We start from the raw sequence: 20,566 nt of genomic DNA on the forward strand, positions 1-20,566 counted from the left end.
GTTTACGCTCCGAATCGATTCTTCAGGCCCTCGAGGACGGCGCTGACCAGTTCTCTGTCGACACGTTCGGCGCGCGGTATCGGTGTCCTCGTGAGGATGAGACCGTCCTCCTCCAACTGCGCCAGCAGGATGCGGACGACGCCCAGGGGCAGGTGCGTGTGCCCCGCCACCTCGGCCACGGCCAGGAAGCCGTCCGCGACCAGGTCCAGGACCGCCCCCGCTTCCGGGGACAGCGTGCGCGCCGAGACCTGGCCGCCCTCCGCCGCCGCCGTCACGAGCGTGGTGTGCTCGTACTCGTGGTCCGGGGGCAGTGCTCGTCCGTTCGTGATCACGAAGAGCGGGACTAATGGAGACGTCAGTTCCAGCTCTTCGTCCTGTGCGGGCCCGTCAGGCACGGCCTGTTCCCTTTCCCGGTGTCGCCGCCGCGGTCAGTCCGGGAACCACCTCGTGCAGACGCGTGGTGAACTGTTCTATGTCGCAGTCGTGCTCGGCGGCAGCGGCCAGGAAGGCATCGGGGCCGGCCGCCATCAGGAAGATCCAGCCGTGCTGGAACTCGATGACCGTCTGACGCCAATGGGGTTCCTCGGCGACCCCGGCGAACTGGGAAGTGACCCGGCTGTAGGCGTGGATGCCCGTCATGGCCGCGGAGATCGTGTCCGCGAGGTCGCGGCTCATTCCGTGGGTCGCCCCGCGGGGAAGGCCGTCCGATCCCAGCAGTACGGCGTGGCGGGCGCCCTTGACCTCGGACATCACCTGGTCGAGCTCGCCGAGGAAGAATCCCGCGTCACCGGAGCCCTGCTGCCGGGGGGAGTCCCCTCGCGGACCTCCGGCGTCCTCGGTGCTCACCCGGGGCGGCGAGGTGAGGTTGTTGCCCAGCCGGGCGACGAGGCGGTGCATGCGGAAGGAGATCTGCTGCATGTCCACATCGGGCGCGGCCGCGGCGGCGAGGAAGGATCCCTGCCCCGCGCCGATCAGGAAGCTCCAGCCGTGCGAGAACTCGATGATGGTCTGATTCCACTGCCGGTCCTCCTCCGGACCGGCGAAGTGGGCCGTGGCCCGGCTGAGCGACTGCATCCCGGCCATGGCCGCGGAGATGGTGCGTACGTCCTTTTCGGCCAGGCCTTCGGTCGCGCCGCGGGGAAGGCCGTCCGCGGACAGCAGGACGGCGTGCCGTGCACGGGGCACGTTGTGCACGATGTCCTCGAGCATCCACGACAGGTCTGAGGTCATACCTCTTCGGGCCCTTCGAACGAGGTGGCGTCAAGGTTGCGGCCGGAGAGCGTGCCGCGCTGGAAGGCGCCCAGGCTGCGCCCGGAAGCGCGGCCGGCGTCCCCCGGGGTCCGGGGCGCCGACGAGGTGGTGTCGGGATCGGGGACGCTCGCGATGGGCGCCTGGCGCGCGCCGCGCTTGGGCAGACCGTGCATCGTGCGCGACATCGCGCCCTGGGGTCTGATCTCGCCGCCCTGGGCACGGCTGCTCTCGGACCAACTCTCGGACCGGCTCTCGGACCGGCTCTCCGACCAACTCTCGGGCCGACTCTCGGCGACGCGCCGGATGTCGCTGACCGGAGCCTCCTGCGCGGGCGGTATCTCCTCCATGGTCCACAGCTCCTCGGGCAGGAGGACGACGGCCCTGACGCCGCCGTATCGGGAGACTCCGGTGACGTCGACCCTGAATCCGTGCTGACGTGCGATCAGGCCGATGACCGGGAAGCCGAACTTGGGCTGGGTCCCGAGCTGCGACAGACGGGGGGCGACTTCTCCGGAGAGCAGCGCGGTCGCCCGCTGCCGCTCTTCGTCGTTCATGCTGACGCCGGCGTCGTCGATGACGATGCACAGGTTGTTCTGGACGCGCTGGAACGTCACTTCAATCGGTGCGTCCTGCTGCGAGAAGCTGGCAGCGTTGTCAAGCAGCTCCGCCACGGCGAGGGCCACGGGTGCGACCGCGTACGCCTTCAGGGCGAGACTGGTCTGCTGCATGATGGCGACCCGGTGGAAGTTGCGGATCTGGCCCTGGGCGCTGCGCACCACGTCGTAGACGCTGGCGGGCCTGTTTCGACGGCCGAGCGGCGCACCGCACATGACGGCGATGCCCTGGGCCTTGCGCGCCATCTGGGCGTTGGAGTGGTTGACGTCCAACAGGTCGCCGAGTACGGCATGTCCGCCGTACTTGCGCTGGATGCCGTCCAGAAGCGTCGTCTGCTCGGCGGCGAGGCTCTGCAGAAGACTGGCGGCGCCCTTGAGGACGGCCTTGGTGTTCTCCTCCGCCGCTTCCTTGGCTGCGCGGAGCGTGGCGTCCTGCTCGCTGCGGAACCTCTGCAGTTCGGCGCGCGAGGAGTGCAGGTGACTGTCAGCCGTGAGCAGCTGGTGCCTCAGCTCGGCCTCGGTGTGCTCCTTCTTCGCCCCCAGCGCTCTGGTGCGGGCGACGAGTGCCACGACCGCGACGACGGCTATCGCCGCCACCGCAACCAAGCACCACACAAGTGCGTCTCGATTCATGGAAACCTTTCCCGGCGCATGTCATGCGGACGGCTGCAGATGCACCTCGCGAGGCCCCGCAACACAGCTGATCGGCACGGTTCACCTGCGGTTACGCGGGGAGCATGCCCCGATCACAGATCGGCATCTGCGTCAAAACGGAGCAAGATCACAGATGCCGGGATGCTATCACCGGATCTTCGGCCCACCGGACGCCTGCCAATGCGTCATATTCGGCCAACGAGGCCGCCAATGCGGCGGGTTGACATGGACTTTCAACTCCGCACATCCACTACCGGCCACCCTCCTCCCGCCCGCCTCGCCATCGATCCGTTAAGCAGTTCTTCACGAGAGCGACGGCGATCCCTCACATCGATCCGAGCCGCTGTCAACCGCCCCCCCCCGGAACGTCCCCATCCGGCAGTCGGCGGCGCCCAGGTCGCCCATGCCGTAGACGTGTTGACCTCTGTCCCTATTTGTCCACCGACCCGGGTCGCTGCCCGACAGCCCCGGTGACGCGAGGTCCACCCCGACCACGGTGCGGAGCGCGGCACGCCCCGGCTCGACGCCATTCCACGGCCCTCGGGATCGGGTTCCACCCGCGGCGTACGGCATCACCGCCCCGCCCGCCCATGACTGCCGCCGGGTGCATCCCACCAAGCAGATCAAGCCGATCTGGGCCGAAACCAAGCCGGGCGGAGCCGCCGGAATTGAGGGCGCCCCCTGAAGTGAGAAAGCCCACGTCGACTCGGAGCTGCGCTCCGGCCAAAGCCGATGGGTCCGTCGGCGCAGGGCCGCGAGGTGGACGGCGTACAGCTGGATCGAACGGCTCGGCCGAGGGCCTCTGCCGGGACGAGTCCGGCTTTCGCGGGCGGTCGGACAGGGGCGCCATGACGACCCCATCCACCCGGCCGCGGGACGCCTCCGCAATGGATCGAAAATTCTCCAACTGTCCATACAGGTCCGAAATCACGCCAAATCGCGCCATGCTATGGTCCAACTCCATGAACCCGAAGGTCATTCTGTTCGATCTCGGCGATGTCGTCTGCCGATTCGTGCCGGAACGGCGCCTGGAGATTCTGGCCACCGTGTGCGGAGCTACGCCGCAGGACATAAGGGCCGCCCTTTACGATTCCGGCCTCATCGGCCAATGGGACCTCGGCAATGCGACCGCCGGCCGCATCCACGAAGTGGTTCGCTCCCGGCTCGGCTTCACTGGGGGTGCACTTGAGCTGGAGCGCCTGTGGTGCACGGCCTTCGAGCCCGATCACGACGTACTGCGCCTCGTCCGTGCGTCCCGTCCGTGCCGGACGGCCCTGTTCACCAACAACGACGCGCTGCTGCTCCGCGCGCTGCCCCGTGTCATGCCCGGCCTCGCGGAATCCTTCGACCAGCTGATCTTTTCCTGTGACCTCGGGGCGAAAAAGCCGGACCCGCGCGCATTCGAGCAGGCCCTTTCCGTCGTATCGGCTTCCCCGTCAGAAGTCGTATTCATCGACGACAAAGAGGCGAATGTGTACGCGGCCGGTGAAATTGGTATTACCGCGGTGCAGTTCCGAAGTGCGGCCGATCTCAAGGCGACATGGAAATCCCTGTTCCTCATGTGAGCGGACGGGGTGTGCCTGGAATCAGCGGCGCCGTCCCGTTCCGCGGAGCTTGGCGGTGATGGCCGTGCCGTAGAGGTCGGCGTGGACATGCCGCCGGGGCCAACGCTGCTGCGCGTTGGCCCCGGTGGTGTTCCGTCGGGGTGGTTCGTGGTGCGGGGTTGGATCACTTGGATTACCAGGGGATGGTCCCGTCGTCCTCGAAGAACGAACCGGTCGGGCCGCCGTCCGGCAGCGTGGCGAGCCGGATCGCCGTGGCTGCGCCCTGCTCGGGGGTGCGGGTTCCGTGGAAGCCGGTGAAGTCGGTCGCGACCAGGCCGGGGCACGCGGCGTTGATCAGGATGTCCGTGCCGGCGAGCTGGCGGGCGTACTGCACGGTGACGGCGTTGAGGAACGTCTTCGACGGCGCGTAGGCCGCCATGACCGGACCGATCTCGATGTCCGGGTCCGCCTGCCGGGTCAGGGAGCCGACGCCGCTGGAGACGTTGACGATGCGGGGCGACCTGGAGCGGCGCAGCAGCGGCAGCACCGCGTTGGTCACCCGGATGACGCCCAGCACGTTGGTCTCCACCACCGCCCGGACCACGTCGAGATCGAGGCTGGTCGGATCCTGTTCCCATCCCGGCCCCATCTCCCCCGAAATGCCGGCGTTGTTGACCAGGACGTCGAGGCCCCCGGCCTCCAGCTCGACCAGTTCGGCAGCCTCGGTGACGCTGCGTCGGCTGGTCACGTCCAGCGGCACGCCGAACGCCTCGACCCCGGCGGCGCGCAGCTTCTCGACGGCGGCCCCGAGCCGCCGGTCGTCACGGGCTCCCACGCCCACGCGGTGTCCCAAGGCGCCCAGACCGGCAGCGATTTCGTACCCGATGCCTTTGTTAGCGCCGGTCACCAGCGCGATCTTCGCTTTGCTCATGCCGCCGATGCTCGCCCTCGGCCGACCGGAGCGTCCAACACCGAAACGGTATCCTGCGATACCCACCAGGTATCAGCCCAGGAAGGGGCAGCCATGGACGCCTTGGAGACCCGCGAACTCAGGTACTTCATCGCCGTCGCCGAGGAGCTGCACTTCGGCCGCGCCGCCGAACGCCTGGGCATGGCCCAGCCGCCGCTGTCCAGAGCCATCCAGCGGCTCGAGAAACGCCTCGGGGTCGGTCTGCTGGACCGCGACCGCCGCGGCGTGCGCCTGACCGGCGCCGGCCAGGTACTGCTGCACGAAGGCCGCGCGGCCCTGGACGCGACCGCCGCCGCGGCGCGACGCACCCGCCGCTCCGGCAGCGCGGACCATCCGGGCGGCCCCCGGGAACGCCTGGTCATCGCGGTCAAGGCCGCCGCCTCCCATGACCTTCTGCAGCGGCTGCTCGACGCCTACGCCGCCGATCCCGACGCCGCCGAGATCGAAGTGCTGGCCGGCGGCTTCACCGAGCAGGAACAGATGCTGCGCGACGGCCGCGCCGACGTAGCGCTCCTCATCGTGCCGTTCAACTCCCTGGCCGGGTTCGACAGCGAGGAACTGCTGACCGAAGGGCGGATCGCCGTCCTACCCGCAAGGCACCCGCTCGCGGCGCGCAAGGCCCTGTCCATGGCCGACATCAGCGACGTCCCCGATCTCCCGATCGCCCGCTGGCCACGACACGGCGCCTACGCACCCGGTCCGGGCCCGGAAGTCCGCGACCACACGCAGCTGGCCCAACTGATCGCCCTCGGACGCACCATGGCCGTCGTCCCGGACTCCGCGCGCACCTGGCTGTGGCACGAACACGCCGCCGTGCCCCTGACCGACGCACCCCCCGTCCACACCCACATCGCCTGGCCCCCGCACAGCCGCTCACTCGCCCTCGCCAGCCTGATCCGCACGGCCACGCGACTGATTCCGGACCCTGCGCCGACGCACTGAGCGGCTGCCTCCAGGAAGCAGCCGGTCAGTGCGCCGCCGGGCGCCCATGCTGCCCCCGGGCACCGGTCTGAGGCCTACGGTCTACGGTCTACGGTCTTGATCGTCCGTCATAGGAGTCCGTCGCCGTCTGCTCGCCGAACCGGTAGCCGTCCCAGTACCTCGCGGCCTTGTCCTGTTCGGTAGTGCACCCGGTCAGGGCGAGGGCGAGCGGTACGAAGGTGCGTCGCATGCGTCGGAGCATACGAGAAGGGCCCCGGCCCCGTATGGGATCGGGCCGTTGCCCGCCTCGGCGGCGGTGATCGCCTCCGGTGCCGCGACCGACGGGCTGTCCCGTCCGCCGGGCAGTGGCGGGCGGGGAGGAGGACGGTGCGGGCGAGTCCGTCGTCACGCTCGCCCGGTGGCTCGGTCACTCAAGTCCGACCATCACCCTCGATCACTACGCCCACTTCATGCCGGAGGCCGGCGGCAAGGGCCACGCGGCCATCGACGCACTGCTCGGCACGGTGCCCGAGTACATACCTGATGGCCGGCATAGGGGTTGGTACCGCACAGCTCATAGTCGGTGACCGCTATCTCCACTACGGCGACAGAGTCGCCCGTACGCCGGACAGTCCCCTTGACCTTGAGTCTCTGGCCTACCGCGCTGCCGGGAGCGACGGCCGCATCGTGGCAATCGAGGCGGTGTGGGACGGCGACACCGTCCACGACTGGTTCGTGTACCTGACGGCTGTCACTGCCGACCCTGTAGGCGAGCACCTGTTGGCCACGATCTATCGCTCAGCAGCCTGCCTGTATCTCGGAATGGACGATGGTTCGCGCCACCCATTGTCGTTACGCTCCGCGACCACATGAAGTCCGGAGGTGGTTGGCGGTGCGGGAGGGGCAGCCCCAAGGCGCGGGGGAGAGCCGGCATGGGCGGGCTGCGCATTCTCCCCAGATTCTCCCCAGAGGCCCTGCGGGCCATTTTTCTGCGTTCGCAGGAGCTAAGTTGATCAACAGTCCTAGTGTGTGGTCTACAGCCAGTCGCGCTTCTTGAAGATGACGTACAGGCTGACGCAGACCACTGCCATCAGCAGGATTGCGAAGGGGTAGCCCGCCACCCAATGCAGTTCCGGCATGGTCTCGAAGTTCATGCCGTAGATGGTTCCCACCAACGTGGGTGCAAAGAGGATGGCGGCCCAGGAGGAGATCTTCTTGATTTCCTCGTTCTGTTCGAAGCCGGCTTCGGCCAGGGCGCGCATTTCGGCGTTCTGTTGCTGGGAGACCAGGGTGGCGTTGACCGTCAGGATTTCGGTGAGGGCCTGGCGGAAGCCGTCCACGCGTTCGCTGGTGTGGGTTACGTGGTCGGCCACGTCGCGGAGGTAGCGCTGGAGTTCCTCGTCGGTGCCGTACTTCGCGAAGCCTGCCATCAGGCTGTGGAGCATGCCGACCAGGGGGCGGGTGGCGCGCTGGAACTCGACCATTTCGCGGGAGAGTTCGTAGATGCGGCGGGATACCTCGGGGTCGCCGCGGAAGACCTCGGTCTCGATCTCGTCCATGTCGTTCTGGACGCCGGCGACGACCGGGGCGTAGCCGTCGACGACCGCGTCGAGGATGGCGTAGAGGGCGGCCTCCGGGCCCAGGGAGAGGAGTTCCGGGGACTCCTCCATACGGCGGCGGACCGCGGAGAGGTCGGGGGCGGCGCCGTGGCGGACCGTGATCAGGAAGTCCGGGCCGACGAAGATGTGGAGCTCGCTGAAGTCGACCTCCTCCAGGGCGTCCAAGTAGCGGGCGGCGCGCAGCACTACGAAGAGGGTGTCGCCGTACCGTTCCAGCTTGGGGCGCTGGTGGGCTTCCAGGGCATCCTCGACGGAGAGCGGGTGGAGGTTGAACTCGGCGGCCAGGGAGTGGAGTTCGGCTTCGGTGGGCCGGTGCAGGCCGATCCAGGCCATGCCGTCGGGCTGTTCGCGCAGCCTGCGGAAGGTTTCGGCGAGGGTGGTGGGGGAGGCGACCCGGACGCCGTCGCGGTAGACGGCGGAGTCGATCACGCTGCGGTGGTCCGCGGGCGTGGGGGCCGGTGGGGCCTTCGGGGCCCGCGGGGGTGTGGCCGGGGGGCTCGCGGCAGGGGATCCCGGTCGGCGCCAGCCACCGGCGCGCTTCGCGTGCGAGGCGGGGGACGAGGGGCGGCGGTCTGGGCGCTCCGACATCGAGGGTGACATCGCAGGCAGCTCCCGGGCGGATGCGATCGGTCGTGTGGTTTGCGGGCAAGAGGCAGGATATAGGGCGGAATGGGGTGGTGGGTGGTGGGTGTGGGCGGTGGGTGTGGGGTGGGTGGGTGGTGAGTTTGGGTTGCGGACAGAAGTTGTCCGCAAGGGTGGCTAGGTTGCTGTCATGGCCTCCAGCACCAGGACGACGCATCCCGTACTTGATACCCGTTCGCTGAACCGCGCCACGCTCGCGCGCCAGCTGCTCCTCAGCCGTACCGAGATGCCCGCGCAGGATGCGGTGGCACATCTCCTCGGGCTGCAGGCGCAGAACGTGAAGCCGCCGTACTTCCAGCTCCACGCCCGCCTCGCCGGATTCCGGCCCGCGGAGCTCGCCGGGCTGATGGAGTCCCGGGAGGTGCTCCGGATCGTCACCATGCGGTCGACCATCCACACCCACACGGCCCGCGACGCGCTGACGCTGCGGCCGCTCGTGCAGCCCGCCCGTGACCGGGAGGTCAACAACTTCCGCAAGGGCCTGGTCGGGGTCGACCTGGACCGGCTGGCCGGGCTCGCGCGGGACTTCGTGGAGGAGGAGCCCCGCACCATGGGGGAGATCCGCGAGGAGCTGCTGAAGGAGTGGCCCGATGCCGATCCGCAGTCGCTGTCCGTCGCCGCGCGCTGCCGGCTGCCACTCGTGCAGATCACCCCGCGCGGGGTGTGGGGGAGGAGCGGGCAGGTGCGGCTCACCACCCTCGGGGTGTGGGTGGGCGCCGAGGTCGAGGCAGGGGTGGGGGCAGGAGAGGGAGGGGGAAGGGGTGGGGCCGGGGTGGAGGCCGTTGATGACGCCGTCCTGCGGTATCTGGGTGCCTTCGGGCCCGCCTCCGTCAAGGACATGCAGACCTGGGCCGGTCTCACCCGGTTGCGCGAAGCCTTCGAGCGGCTGCGGCCGCGGCTGGTCGTCTTCCGGGACGAGAACGGCGTGGAACTCTTCGATCTGCCCGAAGCGCCCCGCCCCGACGCCGACGTGCCCGCGCCGCCGCGCTTCCTGCCCGAGTTCGACAACCTGCTCCTCTCCCACGCCGACCGGACCCGCGTGATCGCCCCCGAGCTCAAGGGGCGCACCTGGACCGTGAACCAGGCCCACTGCGTCCTCCTGCTCGACGGCTTCCTCGCCGGGCTCTGGAAGCTGGACGGGAACACCCTCACCGTCGAGCTGTTCGCCGAGGCTACGAAGACCCGTACGGCGGAGATCATCGCCGAGGGGGAGGGGCTCCTCGCCGCCATGGTCGAGGACGGCGCCGAGGGGTCCGTCCGCTTCGGGTCAATCCACGGCTGACGCCGCTCTGGTGGCCCGGCCTCCGGACACGGCACGATGCGACGTGAGTCATGCATGCACCGTGCGGCGTGCGTGCGGCGTGCGTGCGTGCGCCGTGCGCGCATGGCGTGCACGGCTCGAACGGCTTCGCGTACCTGTTCCGGACATAGGAGAGAGCAAGCAATGCGGATTCCCATGACCGTCACGGACTTCCTCGACCGGGCGGAGCTGGGGTTCTCCTCCAGCCCCGGCGTGGTCGACGAGCCCGACCAGCCCGCGGCGCCGGTGCCCGAGTCGACGTACGGGCGACTGGGCGAGCGGGTCCGGGCCTGGCAGGCGGGGCTGGACGCGCTGGGGATCGGCGAGGGCGAGCGGGTGGCGGTGGTCAGCCACAACTCCGCGCGGATGCTCGAGCTGCTGTTCGCGGTGCCGATGAGCGGCCGGATCTGCGTGCCGGTGAACTTCCGCCTCAAGCCCGAGGAGGTGGCGTACGTGGTCCAGCAGTCCGGTGCTTCGGTCCTGCTGGTGGACCCGGAACTGGACCGGTCGCTCTCCGGCGTCAAGGTGCGCCACCGCTACGTCCTCGGTGGCCAGAGCGACACCGAGCTGATGCGCTTCGGCGTGGAGCCGCGCCCCTGGTCGAGGCCGGACGAGGACGCCACCGCGACGATCAACTACACCTCGGGAACCACGGCCCGCCCCAAGGGCGTGCAGCTCACGCACCGCAACATCTGGGTGAACGGCCTGACCTTCGGCCTGCACACCCGTGTGTGGGAGCGCGACGTCTACATGCACACGCTGCCGATGTTCCACTGCAACGGCTGGGGCATGCCGTACGTCATGGCCGGCCTCGGCGTGAAGCAGGTCGTCCTGCGCAAGGTGGACGGGACGGAGATCCTGCGCCGCGTGGAGGAGCACGGGGTGACCCTGATGTGCGGCGCGCCCGCCGTGTGGAACACGGTGCTGGACGCGGCGGCGACCTGGGAGGGCGCCGTCCCGGGCCGCGACACGGTACGCATCGTCTGCGCGGGCGCCCCGCCGCCGACCAGGACCATCCAGCGTGTGGAGGAGGAGCTGGGCTGGGAATTCACCCAGATCTACGGCCTCACCGAGACTTCCCCGCTCCTCACCTTCAACCGGACCCGGCCGGCCGACGCGGCCCTGCCGGCCGAGGAGCGTGCGCGCAAGCTGTCCCGTGCGGGCCTGCCCGCGCTCGGGGTCAAGCTGAAGGTCTCGGACTCCGGCGAGGTCCTGGCCCGCTCGAACGTGGTGCTCGACGGCTACTGGGACAAGCCGGAGGAGACCGGGGCGGCGCTGGAGGGTGACTGGTTCCACACCGGCGACGGCGGAACCGTCGACGGAGCCGACGGCCACCTGACGATCTCCGACCGGAAGAAGGACGTGATCATCACCGGCGGCGAGAACGTCTCCTCGATCGAGGTGGAGGACACGATCTTCAGCCATCCGGCGGTCGCCGAGGTCGCCGTCATCGGTGTCCCGCACGAGAAGTGGGGCGAGACGATCAAGGCCCTGGTGGTGCTGGCCGAGGGAGCCACGGCCGAGGAGGCCGACATCATCGCCCACTGCAAGCAGCACATGGCGGGCTACAAGGCGCCGACGACGGTCGAGTTCCGCGACGTCATCCCGCGCACGGCCACGGGCAAGATCCAGAAGTTCAAGCTCCGCGACCCGTACTGGTCGGGCCGCGACCGGCAGGTGAACTGACCTCCGCGCCGCTGGTGCCCGTACCGCGGGCGTCCGCACAAGGGGACGCCCGCGCCGGGAACCACGCCGGCAACCGCGCGGGGAGCCGCGCCGGCAACCGCGCCCGCACTTACGCCGGCAGCTGCGCCTCGATCGCGGCGATGACCTCGGGGGACTCGGGCTCGGTGCGCGGGCGGAAGCGGCCCACGACCTCGCCGGCGGGGGAGATCAGGAACTTCTCGAAGTTCCACGTGATGTCCCCGGCCTCGCCCTCGGCGTCCGGGGTCTTCACCAGCTCCTGGTAGAGCGGGTGCCGGTTCTCGCCGTTGACCTCGGACTTCTCCAGCATCGGGAAGGTGACGCCGAAACCGGCCGCGCAGAAGGTCTGGATGTCCTCGGCGTTGCCCGGCTCCTGCTCGCCGAACTGGTTGCAGGGCACGCCGATGACGGTGAAGCCCTTCTCCTCGTACTTGAACTGCAGCCGGGCCAGACCCGAGTACTGGGGGGTGAGGCCGCACTGCGAGGCGGTGTTCACGAGCAGGATCGCCTTGCCCTTGTACGCGGCGAGGCTGGTGGGCTCGTCGGACAGGGTGGTCAGCGGGATGTCGTACAGGCTCATCAAGCTCTCCTCGGCAGGAATACGCGTAATACCCCCCGAGCCTAGGCCCCCGCACCGACGAGCTCGTCCGCCGGGTCGTTGACCGGCTGCGGCATGCCCGTGAGGTCCATGACGAAGAGGGGTATCCCCAGGTCGTCCGCGCGGGCGCGCGCGTCCTCCGTATATCCGGCGAGCGCGAAGTACACGCTGGTCGCGGAAGCCGTGAGCCCGTTCAGCCAGACGCATTCCACGGCCCGCAGCCCGGCCGGAGCGGTGGTCGGGTCGACCTGGGCGACCAGGCCCGGGGCCCGCAGGTCCACCGCCGCCGACGGGATGGGCCGGCCGTCGGGCTGGCGCACGTCCTGGAAGCCGAGCCAGCGCAGGTAGAGCGCGGCCGTGGCCACCGCGTCCCGGGCCGTCCGGATGGTCACCGGGCGGAACGCGGGGCGGGGCGCCACGGGCCCACCCGACGGCGGAGTGGGGCCGGGGGCCTGAGGCCTCGGGGCTCCAGGGACTCCAGCGGCCGAAGGGGCGGCCTGAGCCGCCTGGGCGGGCTCCGTGCCCGGCAGGTGCACCGGAACCGCCACCACCGTCCCGCAGGATCCGCACCCCACCTCCGGATGCGGCCACTCGCTCTCCCGCCCGCAGGCCGCGCACCGCACCGCCACCCAGCCGTCCGACCAGGTGCGATGGGTCAGCTCCCGGGGCGGCGCCGACAGGTCCAGCGGCGGGGTGACCGGGCTTCCGCAGGCGCAGGGGAAGACCGGGACCGTGTAGTCGTTCTCGCGCAGGCACGCCGGGCAGCGCACTGGTACCGCATCCGCCATGAGACCTGGTTCCCCTCCGTCGCTGTGCGTAGCCCCATGCTCCACCACCTGCCACCACCGGGGTGGGCGGACCCCCGATTTTCGGCCGAGGCCTGGTTTTTCGTACAACTCACCGACCGAGACGCGGCTTTTGGTGGGTTCCGGGCTGCCATCCCGTCTTGACGTGCGCGAGGCCGACGCTTAGCTTGTTCCGTATAGCAGAACAAAACTTCCGGATTACGGAAAAGCCTGACCGCCAGACCCGCAGGAGAACTCGATGCCTCGTATGACAGCCGCCGCCGCTGCAGTGGAGATCCTCAAGCGTGAGGGCGTTTCGCAAGCGTTCGGCGTGCCCGGCGCTGCGATCAACCCGTTCTACCGCGAGCTCAAGAACGTGGGTGGCATCGGCCACACCCTCGCTCGCCACGTCGAGGGCGCCTCGCACATGGCCGAGGGCTACACCCGCACGGCCCCGGGCAACATCGGCGTCTGCATCGGTACCTCCGGCCCCGCCGGCACCGACATGATCACGGGCCTGTACTCGGCCATCGCGGACTCGATCCCGATCCTGTGCATCACCGGTCAGGCCCCGGTCGCCAAGCTCCACAAGGAAGACTTCCAGGCCGTCGACATCGCGTCGATCGCCAAGCCGGTCACCAAGAAGGCGACCACCGTCCTGGAGGCCGCGCAGGTCCCGGGCGTGTTCCAGGAGGCCTTCTACCTGATGCGCTCCGGCCGTCCCGGCCCGGTCCTCATCGACCTGCCGATCGACGTCCAGCTGACCGAGATCGAGTTCGACCCCGACCTGTACGAGCCGCTGGCCGTCCACAAGCCGGCCGTGACCCGCAAGCAGGCCGAGAAGGCCATCTCGCTCCTGCTGGAGTCCGAGCGCCCGCTGATCGTCGCCGGTGGCGGCATCATCAACGCCGACGCCTCCGACCTGCTGGTCGAGTTCGCCGAGCTGCTCGGCGTCCCGGTCATCTCCACCCTCATGGGCTGGGGCGTCATCCCGGACGACCACGAGCTCGCCGCCGGCATGGTCGGTGTCCAGACCTCGCACCGCTACGGCAACGCGACGTTCCTGGAGTCGGACTACGTCCTGGGCATCGGCAACCGCTGGGCCAACCGTCACACCGGTTACAACCTGGACGCGTACCTGGGCGACCGCAAGTTCGTCCACGTGGACATCGAGCCCACCCAGATCGGCAAGATCTTCGCCCCGGACCTGGGCATCGTCTCCGACGCCAAGGCCGCGCTGGTCACCTTCATCGAGGTCGCCAAGGAGCTCAAGGCCGCGGGCAAGCTGCCCGACTACAGCGCCTGGGTCGCCTCGCACCTGGAGCGCAAGGGCTCGCTGCAGCGCCGTACGCACTTCGACAACATCCCCATGAAGCCGCAGCGCGTCTACGAGGAGATGAACAAGGCCTTCGGCCCGGAGACCCGCTACGTCACCACCATCGGTCTGTCCCAGATCGCCGGTGCGCAGATGCTGCACGTCTTCAAGCCGCGCCACTGGATCAACTGCGGCCAGGCCGGCCCGCTCGGCTGGACCATCCCGGCCGCGCTGGGTGTCGCCAAGGCCGACCCGACGACCCCGGTCGTCGCGCTCTCCGGTGACTACGACTTCCAGTTCATGCTGGAGGAGCTGGCCGTCGGTGCGCAGCACAAGATCCCGTACGTCCACGTCCTCGTGAACAACGCCTACCTGGGTCTGATCCGTCAGGCGCAGGGTGGTCTCGGCATCAACTTCGAGGTCAACCTCGAGTTCGAGAACATCAACGCCCCCGAGCTGGGTGTCTACGGCGTCGACCACGTCAAGGTCGTCGAGGGTCTCGGCTGCAAGGCCATCCGCGTGACGGACCCGAACGAGCTGGGTGCCGCCCTCGAGGAGGCCAAGAAGCTGGCCGCCGAGTTCAGCGTCCCGGTCGTCGTCGAGGCCATCCTGGAGCGCGTCACCAACATCTCGATGAGCAAGACCGTCGACATGAGCGACGTCACCGAGTTCGAAGAGCTCGCGACCGAGCCGGGCCACGCCCCTACCGCGATCCGCCCGATCTCCGCCTAGTTCCATCAGGCTGGTCTAGCACCGCCGAACGGCCCCCGTCCCTCCTCCAGGAGGAACGGGGGCCGTTCTGCGTGCCCTACGGTTCCCAGGTCCCGGGAGCGTCCCACCGGGCGGAACGCCGTGGGCGCTCCCCGCCCGGCCACGGCACCCGATCCCGCCACCGGTCCCGGTCCACCGGTCCCGCCCCGGCTACCTCCCCCGCGCGTACTGTGCCCAGTGGGCCAGCTCCCGGCGGGTCGCCGCGGTGTCGGGATGGTCGGGGCCGAGCACCCTCGCCCGCTCGTTCAGCAGATGGGTGAGGGAGGTCGCGGCTCCGGCCGCGTCCCCGGCCCGGCCGCGCCAGTGTGCGTGACCGTGGTGCGCGCCGAAGACGTCGGACCAGTCCGGCCGCGTCCGCACCGGCCCGGCGGGGCTCTCGCGCGGGAGCGTGGGTCCGCCCTGCGCGGCAAGGTGGCGCAGCAGGTCGTTCAGCAGCGCCTCGTAGGCCACGGCGGCCCCGTACGCGTCACCGGACTCGCCGCGCAGTCGCGCGAGCTGCGCGCGGCTCTCGAAGACCCCCGGATACGCCGGCCCGTACGTCCGCTCCTGGAGCGGGACCAGTTCGGCGTAGGCCGCGGCCGCGCCCGCCGCGTCCCCCGCCCGGCCGCGCCAGCGGCCCAGGGCTTCCCGCGCGCCCAGGGTGGCCGTGTGCCCGGGGCCGAAGGCGCGGATCTGCCCGGCGAGGATCGCCGCGTACGCCGCCGCGGCCCCGGCCGGATCTCCGGACTCCCCCTGCCAGTGCGCGCCGCGCTCGCGGGCGCCGTGGAGGACGGAGGACCCCGGTCCCTGGCGGCGCTCGGCCTCGTCCGCCAGCCGCTCGAAGTGCTGCCGGGCCGCTTCCGCCCAGCCCGTCGCCCCCAGGAACTCGCCGACCCGGAAGAGCAGCGGGTGCACGCCGAGGGGCGAATCCGCGGCGAAGAGGACGGCGAGCTCGGCGGACCGGGCGTCCCTGCGCGAGTCGGTCCACAAAGCCGGCTCGACGCGGCGCCTCAGCGCATCGGTGCAGGCCACCAGGGCCGGGCCGAAGCCGGGATCGTCGCGGTTGCGGTCGGCCGCGTCCACCAGTGCGGAGGCCGCGGTCCAGGCGAGCTTCCCGGCCCGGTGCGCGGGCACCGCCTCGCGGGTGACCCGCTGGAGGACCGGATGCACCCGTACGGAGCGGTGGGGGTCCGCCGGGGCGTATCCGATCAGGCCCAGCCGGTCCAGGACCCGGAGGGCTTCCGTCACGTCGTCCGTGCGGAGTCCGGCCCCGCCCGGGGCCGGTGCCGTGCGGTACTGCTCCAGGTGGCGCCTGGCGGCGGCCCCGGTGAGGGCGGCTTCGGGGCCGCCCTCGGGAGGGAGCAGGGAGGCCAGTTCCAGCAGGGGACGCGCCAGTCCGGCCGGCGCCGTCCGGTCGGCCCGCTCCAGGGAGGACCGCCACACCTCGTGCACGCCGAAGGGCTGGCCGTCGGGCAGCGCGCCGGGACCGGGCACGAGCTCGCCGAGCGTCCTGCCGCCCTCCTCCCGCAGCAGCCGGAGGTACTCGGCGCAGCCGATCCCCGCGCCGACGAGGTGGGCCGCGGCCTGGGACAGGGCCAGCGGCAGCAGGCCCAGCTCCCGCGCCAGCCCCTCCAGCTCCTCGGGCCCGTCGCCGTGGCGTCCGCTCCCGGCCAGGACCTCGTGGAGGTACGCCGTCGCCTCGGCCGGGGTGAAACCCTCCACGGGGACCACGGCCCGGTCCGGGCCCGGCTGCGCGAGGTCCCGCCGCCTGGTGGTGACGAGGGTCCGCCCGTCCGGGTGGACCGGGGGCCACAGGCCGCGTACGTCGTCGGGGTCGGCCACGCCGTCCAGGACGACCAGCCAGCGCCGCCGGGGGGTCCCGGAACCGGGGCCCAGCCAGGCGAGGAAGGACTGCGCGGCCTGTTCCGGCGAGGCGGTGTCCGATCCGGTGATCTCGGCGATGGCCCGCGCGTAGCCCTGGACGACGGCTTCCCGGTCGGTGGCCGTGACCCATACGAGGAGGTCGAGGCGGCCTTCGTCCCAGGCCGTACGGGCGAGGTGCGCGGCCTGCTGCGTCTTGCCGGTGCCCGCGGTGCCGACCAGCAGCCCGGAGCGGCCTTCGAGCCCGTCCCGGGGCCGCAAGCGGCGTGCGGCGGCGGGCACCGTGCCGACCCGCAGCGGCCAGGACGCCGGAGCGCGCGAGGCGGCGTAGTAGGAGACGTGGTCGGCGCGGCCGACGGCCATGCCGTAGTGCCCGGCCCGGACGGCGTACGGCTCTGCGGGCCCGGCGGGGAGGGGGCTTGGATCAGCCGGTCCGTTCAGCCCTGGGACGGAGCCGGCGGGGGAGGGGGGCTCAGGTGCGCACCTCCGTGGATCACCGCGGCGGCGATCGATCCGTGGTCGGCCCTGATGTGCAGGTCCCCTCCGACGGCCAGCCCTGAGTCGCCGGCCGACACCCCGGGCGCGGCGGCAGCGCCGAGCAGGGCGCGCAGTTCTTCGGCGGCACGGTCGCGCTGGTCGTCGGGGAGCATCTCCAGCAGCCCCTCGAAGCGGGCCTGCCACATGGCCTCCTGGCGGATGCGGGCCCGTTCCCCGCCGGTGTCGTCCGCGGCGAGCTCGGCGGCGCTCCGGTCCAGCCGTACCAGCTCACCGCTCACCCGGCCGGTGTCCCCGCGCCCGAACCAGTGGGCCACCTGGGTGCGCAGGCCCTCCCAGGCCTCCGTTCCGGCGGCCTGGACCACGGCCGTCCCCCCGGCCGTGGCCAGTGCCAACAAGGCTTCCGGCAGCATGCGTTGCCCCCTCCGTAGATCATCGGCGATCTCCCGGAGCCTATCCCCGCGGCCCTTGGGCACACACCCGGAATCGCATCTGGACATGACAAAGAGCCGAGTCACGGGACCGTCCGTGACTCGGCTCTCTGGTTTGGTACCGCCCGACGGTACGAGGCTGGCGCGACAGGACGTTCGCACCACCGGGCGGAGAGGGTGGGGGAGGTTGTCCCCTATATACACAGGGGGCTCTGTGCGTGGCCCCTGTGTATACGAGGAGGATTTGGCTGGGACCGTGGCGGGCGGGCGACGAGAACTCCGGCTTCGTCTCCCTCAGGTCAAGAGACGGGCCTCGGAACCCATTACCACCGCACTGGCTCGCACGCTCGCCACGGTCCTCGTCCTGCCCTCACCGCGTACCACCCCTCATCCGGGTCCGCAGTGTGGGCTCGTCACCCGGAGCCTGACCTCCCGTCAGGCCCCCGGTGAAGCTTTTTCGGCTCAGGCGTCGCGCAGGGCGCGAACGGCCTCCTCGACGCGCTTGCCGTAGTCGGCGTCCGCGGCGTGGAAGTGAGCCAGGTTCTTCTCGATGACGTCCTCGATGGTGACCTGCGACAGGCCGCCTGCGATGTTCGCCACCAGACGCTGCTTCTCGGCCTCGGACATCAGGCGGTAGAGCTCACCGGCCTGGAAGAAGTCGTCGTCCTTGGTGTGCGCCGGAGCCTCGTGGGTGCCCGTGTAGCCGGAGACGGCCTTCGGGGCGCCCAGCGCCAGGCCGGTCTCGGCCGGGCCCTGGTACGAGTTGGGCTCGTAGTTCTTGTCGTGGCGCGAGCCGTTGCGCAGCGCCATGACGCCGTCGCGGCCGTAGTTGTCGGCCTTGGTCGCCTTCGGGGCGTTGACCGGCAGCAGGGTGTGGTTCACACCGAGGCGGTAGCGCTGGGCGTCGGCGTACGCGAACAGACGGCCCTGGAGCATCTTGTCCGGCGAGGCGGTGATGCCCGGGACGAAGTTGTTCGGGGAGAACGCGGACTGCTCGACCTCGGCGAAGACGTTGTCGGGGTTCCGGTCCAGGACCAGACGGCCGACGCGCTGCAGCGGGTAGTCCGAGTGCGGCCACACCTTGGTGATGTCGAACGGGTTGAAGCGGTAGTCCGCGGCCTCGGCGGCGGGCATGATCTGGACGTAGAGGGTCCAGCTCGGGTTCACACCGCGCTCGATCGCCTGGAGCAGGTCGGTCTGGTGCGAGTTGCCGTCCTTGCCGACGAGCTCGGCGGCCTGCTCACCGGAGAGGCTGCGGATGCCCTGGTTCGTCTTGAAGTGGTACTTGACGAAGAAGGCCTCGCCCTGGGCGTTGGTCCACTGGTACGTGTGGGAGCCGTAGCCGTTCATGTGACGGTACGACGCCGGGATACCGCGGTCACCCATCAGCCAGGTGATCTGGTGCGTCGCCTCGGGGGCGTGCGCCCAGAAGTCCCAGACGTTGTCCGGCTCCTGCTTGCCCGTGAAGGGGTCGCGCTTCTGGGAGTGGATGAAGTCGGGGAACTTGATCGGGTCCTTGATGAAGAACACCGGGGTGTTGTTGCCGACGAGGTCGTAGTTGCCCTCTTCGGTGTAGAACTTCAGCGCGAAGCCGCGCGGGTCGCGGACCGCGTCCGAGCCACCCAGCGAGTCGGCCACGGTGGAGAACCGCAGGAAGGTCTCGGTCTTCTTGCCGACCGTGTTCAGGAACGCGGCGCTGGTGTACGCGGTGACGTCGTCGGTCACCTCGAAGTGGCCGTACGCGGCGGAGCCGCGGGCGTGCACCACACGCTCCGGGATGCGCTCACGGTTGAAGCGGGCAAGCTTCTCGAGGAGCTGCTGGTCCTGGACCAGGATGGGGCCACCGACGCCGGCGGTAGCGGAGTTCTGGTTGTCGGCGACCGGGGCGCCAGACTCGGTCGTCAGCGTGCGCTTCGACATGGTGACCTTCCGTACGGGGAACTGCTGACGGAATCCGTCTTCCGTCATGCGGAACAGCCTAATTTCGGCATGAACTCGACGTCAACAGTTTGTTGAAAAGAAAGATGGCGGTGAGGTAAATCCGGACGGTGCCGGCGCTTGGGCGCGACAGGACAGGTGTCAGCACCGGCACCATCCGGAAACTCAGATCCCCCGGAGGGGAGTGGAGCTGCGGCCCGCGAGCGGGCCGCGGGCTCAGATCTGGGCGCCCGAGAGGCGCTCGACCGCGCGGAGCAGCGCGGAGTGGTCCAGGCCACCGTCACCCTGGGCGCGCAGCGAGGCGACCAGCTGGGCGACGACGGCGCCGACCGGGAGGGCCGCACCCACGTTGCGGGCGGCGTCGGTGACGATGCCCATGTCCTTGTGGTGCAGGTCGATCCGGAAACCGGGCTTGAAGTCGCGGTTCAGGAAGTTGGCCTTCTTGCGGGTCAGGACCGTGGAGCCGGCCAGACCGCCGTTGAGCACGTCCAGAGCGGCTTCGAGGTTCACGCCCGACTTCTCGAGGAAGACGACGGCCTCGGCGCACGCCTGGATGTTGACCGCGACGATGAGCTGGTTGGCGGCCTTCACCGTCTGGCCGGAGCCGTGCGGACCGCACAGGACGATGACCTTGCCGAGCGCCTCGAGGATCGGGAGGGCCTCGTCGAAGTCGGCCTGCTCGCCACCCACCATGATCGACAGGACGGCCTCGATGGCACCGGCCTCGCCACCGGACACCGGGGCGTCGATGACGCGGATGCCCTTGGCGGCGGCGTTCTTCGCCAGGTCGATCGAGGTCTGCGGGGTGATCGACGACATGTCGATGATCAGCGCGCCGGACTTGGCGTTCTCGAGGATGCCGTTCTCGCCGTAGGAGATGGCCTCGACGTGCGGGGACGCGGGCACCATCGTGATGATGACGTCGGCGTCGGCCACGGCCGCGGCGATCGAACCGGCGGCGGAGCCACCGGCGGCGGCCAGGCGGTCCAGCTTGTCCTGCTCCAGCGTGAAGCCGGTGACCGAGTAGCCGGCCTTCAGGAGGTTCTCGGCCATGGGGGAGCCCATGATGCCGAGACCGATCCACGCGATCTTGGGGAGGTTGCTCATGATGAGGGTCCTTCTCTTAATGCTTTGTACGAAAAGTTCGTGTGGTG

The 20,566-nt window shown here is 70.1% G+C and carries 18 protein-coding genes and 1 pseudogene; 7 read left to right on the forward strand and 12 right to left on the reverse strand.

The features are described from left to right. Positions 1-2: 2 nt before the first annotated feature. From AC3IYJ_RS31745 to AC3IYJ_RS31755, 3 genes are read right to left on the reverse strand one after another with little or no spacing between them, the layout of a single operon-like run. Positions 3-395, reverse strand: a complete 393-nt coding sequence (locus AC3IYJ_RS31745; protein WP_489397949.1) for a DUF742 domain-containing protein — start codon at positions 393-395, stop codon at positions 3-5. Further along, positions 388-1,230: a roadblock/LC7 domain-containing protein gene (locus tag AC3IYJ_RS31750; protein ID WP_489397950.1), complete on the reverse strand. Its 843-nt coding sequence runs from the start codon at positions 1,228-1,230 to the stop codon at positions 388-390. The genes AC3IYJ_RS31745 and AC3IYJ_RS31750 overlap by 8 nt, the downstream gene beginning before the upstream one ends. After that, complete coding sequence (locus AC3IYJ_RS31755) at positions 1,227-2,498, reverse strand: ATP-binding protein (protein ID WP_489397951.1); 1,272 nt, start codon at positions 2,496-2,498, stop codon at positions 1,227-1,229. The genes AC3IYJ_RS31750 and AC3IYJ_RS31755 overlap by 4 nt, the downstream gene beginning before the upstream one ends. 983 nt (positions 2,499-3,481) lie before the next feature. Here AC3IYJ_RS31755 and AC3IYJ_RS31760 point away from each other — a divergent pair. Beyond that, on the forward strand, positions 3,482-4,084 hold the full coding sequence (locus AC3IYJ_RS31760) for an HAD-IA family hydrolase (protein ID WP_489397952.1): 603 nt from the start codon (positions 3,482-3,484) through the stop codon (positions 4,082-4,084). Positions 4,085-4,256: 172 nt separating this feature from the next. On the opposite strand, the gene AC3IYJ_RS31765 is transcribed toward AC3IYJ_RS31760, so the two are convergent. After that, positions 4,257-4,994, reverse strand: a complete 738-nt coding sequence (locus AC3IYJ_RS31765; RefSeq protein WP_489397953.1) for an SDR family oxidoreductase — start codon at positions 4,992-4,994, stop codon at positions 4,257-4,259. A 93-nt stretch (positions 4,995-5,087) separates the two neighbouring features. Between AC3IYJ_RS31765 and AC3IYJ_RS31770 the strand changes: the two genes are divergently transcribed. Beyond that, the gene (locus tag AC3IYJ_RS31770; RefSeq protein WP_489397954.1) at positions 5,088-5,975 is read left to right on the forward strand and encodes a LysR family transcriptional regulator; all 888 of its coding nucleotides are present in this window, start codon (positions 5,088-5,090) and stop codon (positions 5,973-5,975) included. Positions 5,976-6,063: 88 nt separating this feature from the next. Here AC3IYJ_RS31770 and AC3IYJ_RS31775 read toward each other — a convergent pair whose 3' ends face one another. Next, positions 6,064-6,204 (reverse strand): hypothetical protein, encoded by a 141-nt coding sequence (locus AC3IYJ_RS31775; protein WP_489397955.1) that lies wholly within the window; start codon positions 6,202-6,204, stop codon positions 6,064-6,066. A 139-nt stretch (positions 6,205-6,343) separates the two neighbouring features. Here AC3IYJ_RS31775 and AC3IYJ_RS31780 point away from each other — a divergent pair. Together AC3IYJ_RS31780 and AC3IYJ_RS31785 are read left to right on the forward strand one after the other, a co-directional pair. Next, positions 6,344-6,541: pseudogene (locus AC3IYJ_RS31780) on the forward strand (hypothetical protein); the annotation flags it as partial. Then, positions 6,498-6,827, forward strand: a complete 330-nt coding sequence (locus tag AC3IYJ_RS31785) for a hypothetical protein (protein WP_489403069.1) — start codon at positions 6,498-6,500, stop codon at positions 6,825-6,827. The pseudogene AC3IYJ_RS31780 and the gene AC3IYJ_RS31785, both read left to right, overlap by 44 nt. 161 nt (positions 6,828-6,988) lie before the next feature. Here AC3IYJ_RS31785 and AC3IYJ_RS31790 read toward each other — a convergent pair whose 3' ends face one another. Continuing rightward, complete coding sequence (locus AC3IYJ_RS31790) at positions 6,989-8,161, reverse strand: magnesium and cobalt transport protein CorA (RefSeq protein ID WP_489397956.1); 1,173 nt, start codon at positions 8,159-8,161, stop codon at positions 6,989-6,991. A 184-nt stretch (positions 8,162-8,345) separates the two neighbouring features. Here AC3IYJ_RS31790 and AC3IYJ_RS31795 point away from each other — a divergent pair, with 184 nt between their 5' ends. After that, positions 8,346-9,497, forward strand: coding sequence for a winged helix DNA-binding domain-containing protein (locus AC3IYJ_RS31795; protein WP_489397957.1), 1,152 nt, complete (start codon positions 8,346-8,348; stop codon positions 9,495-9,497). Positions 9,498-9,659: 162 nt separating this feature from the next. Continuing rightward, the gene (locus tag AC3IYJ_RS31800; protein WP_489397958.1) at positions 9,660-11,201 is read left to right on the forward strand and encodes an AMP-binding protein; all 1,542 of its coding nucleotides are present in this window, start codon (positions 9,660-9,662) and stop codon (positions 11,199-11,201) included. Positions 11,202-11,310: 109 nt separating this feature from the next. On the opposite strand, the gene AC3IYJ_RS31805 is transcribed toward AC3IYJ_RS31800, so the two are convergent. Continuing rightward, positions 11,311-11,799 carry a glutathione peroxidase gene (locus tag AC3IYJ_RS31805; protein WP_489397959.1) on the reverse strand — a complete coding sequence of 163 codons (489 nt, stop codon included), beginning with the start codon at positions 11,797-11,799 and terminating at the stop codon, positions 11,311-11,313. 41 nt (positions 11,800-11,840) lie between these two features. Then, complete coding sequence (locus tag AC3IYJ_RS31810) at positions 11,841-12,605, reverse strand: hypothetical protein (RefSeq protein ID WP_489397960.1); 765 nt, start codon at positions 12,603-12,605, stop codon at positions 11,841-11,843. A 265-nt stretch (positions 12,606-12,870) separates the two neighbouring features. Between AC3IYJ_RS31810 and gcl the strand changes: the two genes are divergently transcribed. Beyond that, positions 12,871-14,649 (forward strand): glyoxylate carboligase, encoded by a 1,779-nt coding sequence (gene gcl, locus AC3IYJ_RS31815; protein ID WP_489402987.1) that lies wholly within the window; start codon positions 12,871-12,873, stop codon positions 14,647-14,649. A gap of 189 nt (positions 14,650-14,838) precedes the next feature. On the opposite strand, the gene AC3IYJ_RS31820 is transcribed toward gcl, so the two are convergent. The 4 genes from AC3IYJ_RS31820 to AC3IYJ_RS31835 all read right to left on the reverse strand — a co-directional run bounded on the left by AC3IYJ_RS31820 (position 14,839) and on the right by AC3IYJ_RS31835 (position 20,519). Continuing rightward, on the reverse strand, positions 14,839-16,911 hold the full coding sequence (locus tag AC3IYJ_RS31820; protein WP_489397961.1) for a tetratricopeptide repeat protein: 2,073 nt from the start codon (positions 16,909-16,911) through the stop codon (positions 14,839-14,841). A gap of 74 nt (positions 16,912-16,985) precedes the next feature. Continuing rightward, complete coding sequence (locus AC3IYJ_RS31825) at positions 16,986-17,456, reverse strand: hypothetical protein (protein WP_489397962.1); 471 nt, start codon at positions 17,454-17,456, stop codon at positions 16,986-16,988. A gap of 480 nt (positions 17,457-17,936) precedes the next feature. After that, a complete protein-coding gene (locus AC3IYJ_RS31830; RefSeq protein WP_489402988.1) occupies positions 17,937-19,394 on the reverse strand; it encodes a catalase in 1,458 nt (485 codons plus the stop codon). A gap of 234 nt (positions 19,395-19,628) precedes the next feature. Continuing rightward, the gene (locus AC3IYJ_RS31835; RefSeq protein WP_489397963.1) at positions 19,629-20,519 is read right to left on the reverse strand and encodes a 2-hydroxy-3-oxopropionate reductase; all 891 of its coding nucleotides are present in this window, start codon (positions 20,517-20,519) and stop codon (positions 19,629-19,631) included. Positions 20,520-20,566 lie beyond the last annotated feature (47 nt).

It is taken from the genome of Streptomyces sp. GL_140 (genome assembly GCF_057834465.1).

Excerpts from the sequence above, each read along its gene's own strand:
- AC3IYJ_RS31750 (WP_489397950.1), bottom strand. The coding sequence starts at position 1,230 with ATGACCTCAGACCTGTCGTGGATGCTCGAGGACATCGTGCACAACGTG.
- AC3IYJ_RS31755 (WP_489397951.1), bottom strand. The coding sequence starts at position 2,498 with ATGAATCGAGACGCACTTGTGTGGTGCTTGGTTGCGGTGGCGGCGATA.
- AC3IYJ_RS31760 (WP_489397952.1), top strand. The coding sequence starts at position 3,482 with ATGAACCCGAAGGTCATTCTGTTCGATCTCGGCGATGTCGTCTGCCGA.
- AC3IYJ_RS31765 (WP_489397953.1), bottom strand. The coding sequence starts at position 4,994 with ATGAGCAAAGCGAAGATCGCGCTGGTGACCGGCGCTAACAAAGGCATC.
- AC3IYJ_RS31770 (WP_489397954.1), top strand. The coding sequence starts at position 5,088 with ATGGACGCCTTGGAGACCCGCGAACTCAGGTACTTCATCGCCGTCGCC.
- AC3IYJ_RS31775 (WP_489397955.1), bottom strand. The coding sequence starts at position 6,204 with ATGCGACGCACCTTCGTACCGCTCGCCCTCGCCCTGACCGGGTGCACT.
- AC3IYJ_RS31785 (WP_489403069.1), top strand. The coding sequence starts at position 6,498 with ATGGCCGGCATAGGGGTTGGTACCGCACAGCTCATAGTCGGTGACCGC.
- AC3IYJ_RS31790 (WP_489397956.1), bottom strand. The coding sequence starts at position 8,161 with ATGTCGGAGCGCCCAGACCGCCGCCCCTCGTCCCCCGCCTCGCACGCG.
- AC3IYJ_RS31795 (WP_489397957.1), top strand. The coding sequence starts at position 8,346 with ATGGCCTCCAGCACCAGGACGACGCATCCCGTACTTGATACCCGTTCG.
- AC3IYJ_RS31800 (WP_489397958.1), top strand. The coding sequence starts at position 9,660 with ATGCGGATTCCCATGACCGTCACGGACTTCCTCGACCGGGCGGAGCTG.
- AC3IYJ_RS31805 (WP_489397959.1), bottom strand. The coding sequence starts at position 11,799 with ATGAGCCTGTACGACATCCCGCTGACCACCCTGTCCGACGAGCCCACC.
- AC3IYJ_RS31810 (WP_489397960.1), bottom strand. The coding sequence starts at position 12,605 with ATGGCGGATGCGGTACCAGTGCGCTGCCCGGCGTGCCTGCGCGAGAAC.
- gcl (WP_489402987.1), top strand. The coding sequence starts at position 12,871 with ATGACAGCCGCCGCCGCTGCAGTGGAGATCCTCAAGCGTGAGGGCGTT.
- AC3IYJ_RS31820 (WP_489397961.1), bottom strand. The coding sequence starts at position 16,911 with ATGGCCGTCGGCCGCGCCGACCACGTCTCCTACTACGCCGCCTCGCGC.
- AC3IYJ_RS31825 (WP_489397962.1), bottom strand. The coding sequence starts at position 17,456 with ATGCTGCCGGAAGCCTTGTTGGCACTGGCCACGGCCGGGGGGACGGCC.
- AC3IYJ_RS31830 (WP_489402988.1), bottom strand. The coding sequence starts at position 19,394 with ATGTCGAAGCGCACGCTGACGACCGAGTCTGGCGCCCCGGTCGCCGAC.
- AC3IYJ_RS31835 (WP_489397963.1), bottom strand. The coding sequence starts at position 20,519 with ATGAGCAACCTCCCCAAGATCGCGTGGATCGGTCTCGGCATCATGGGC.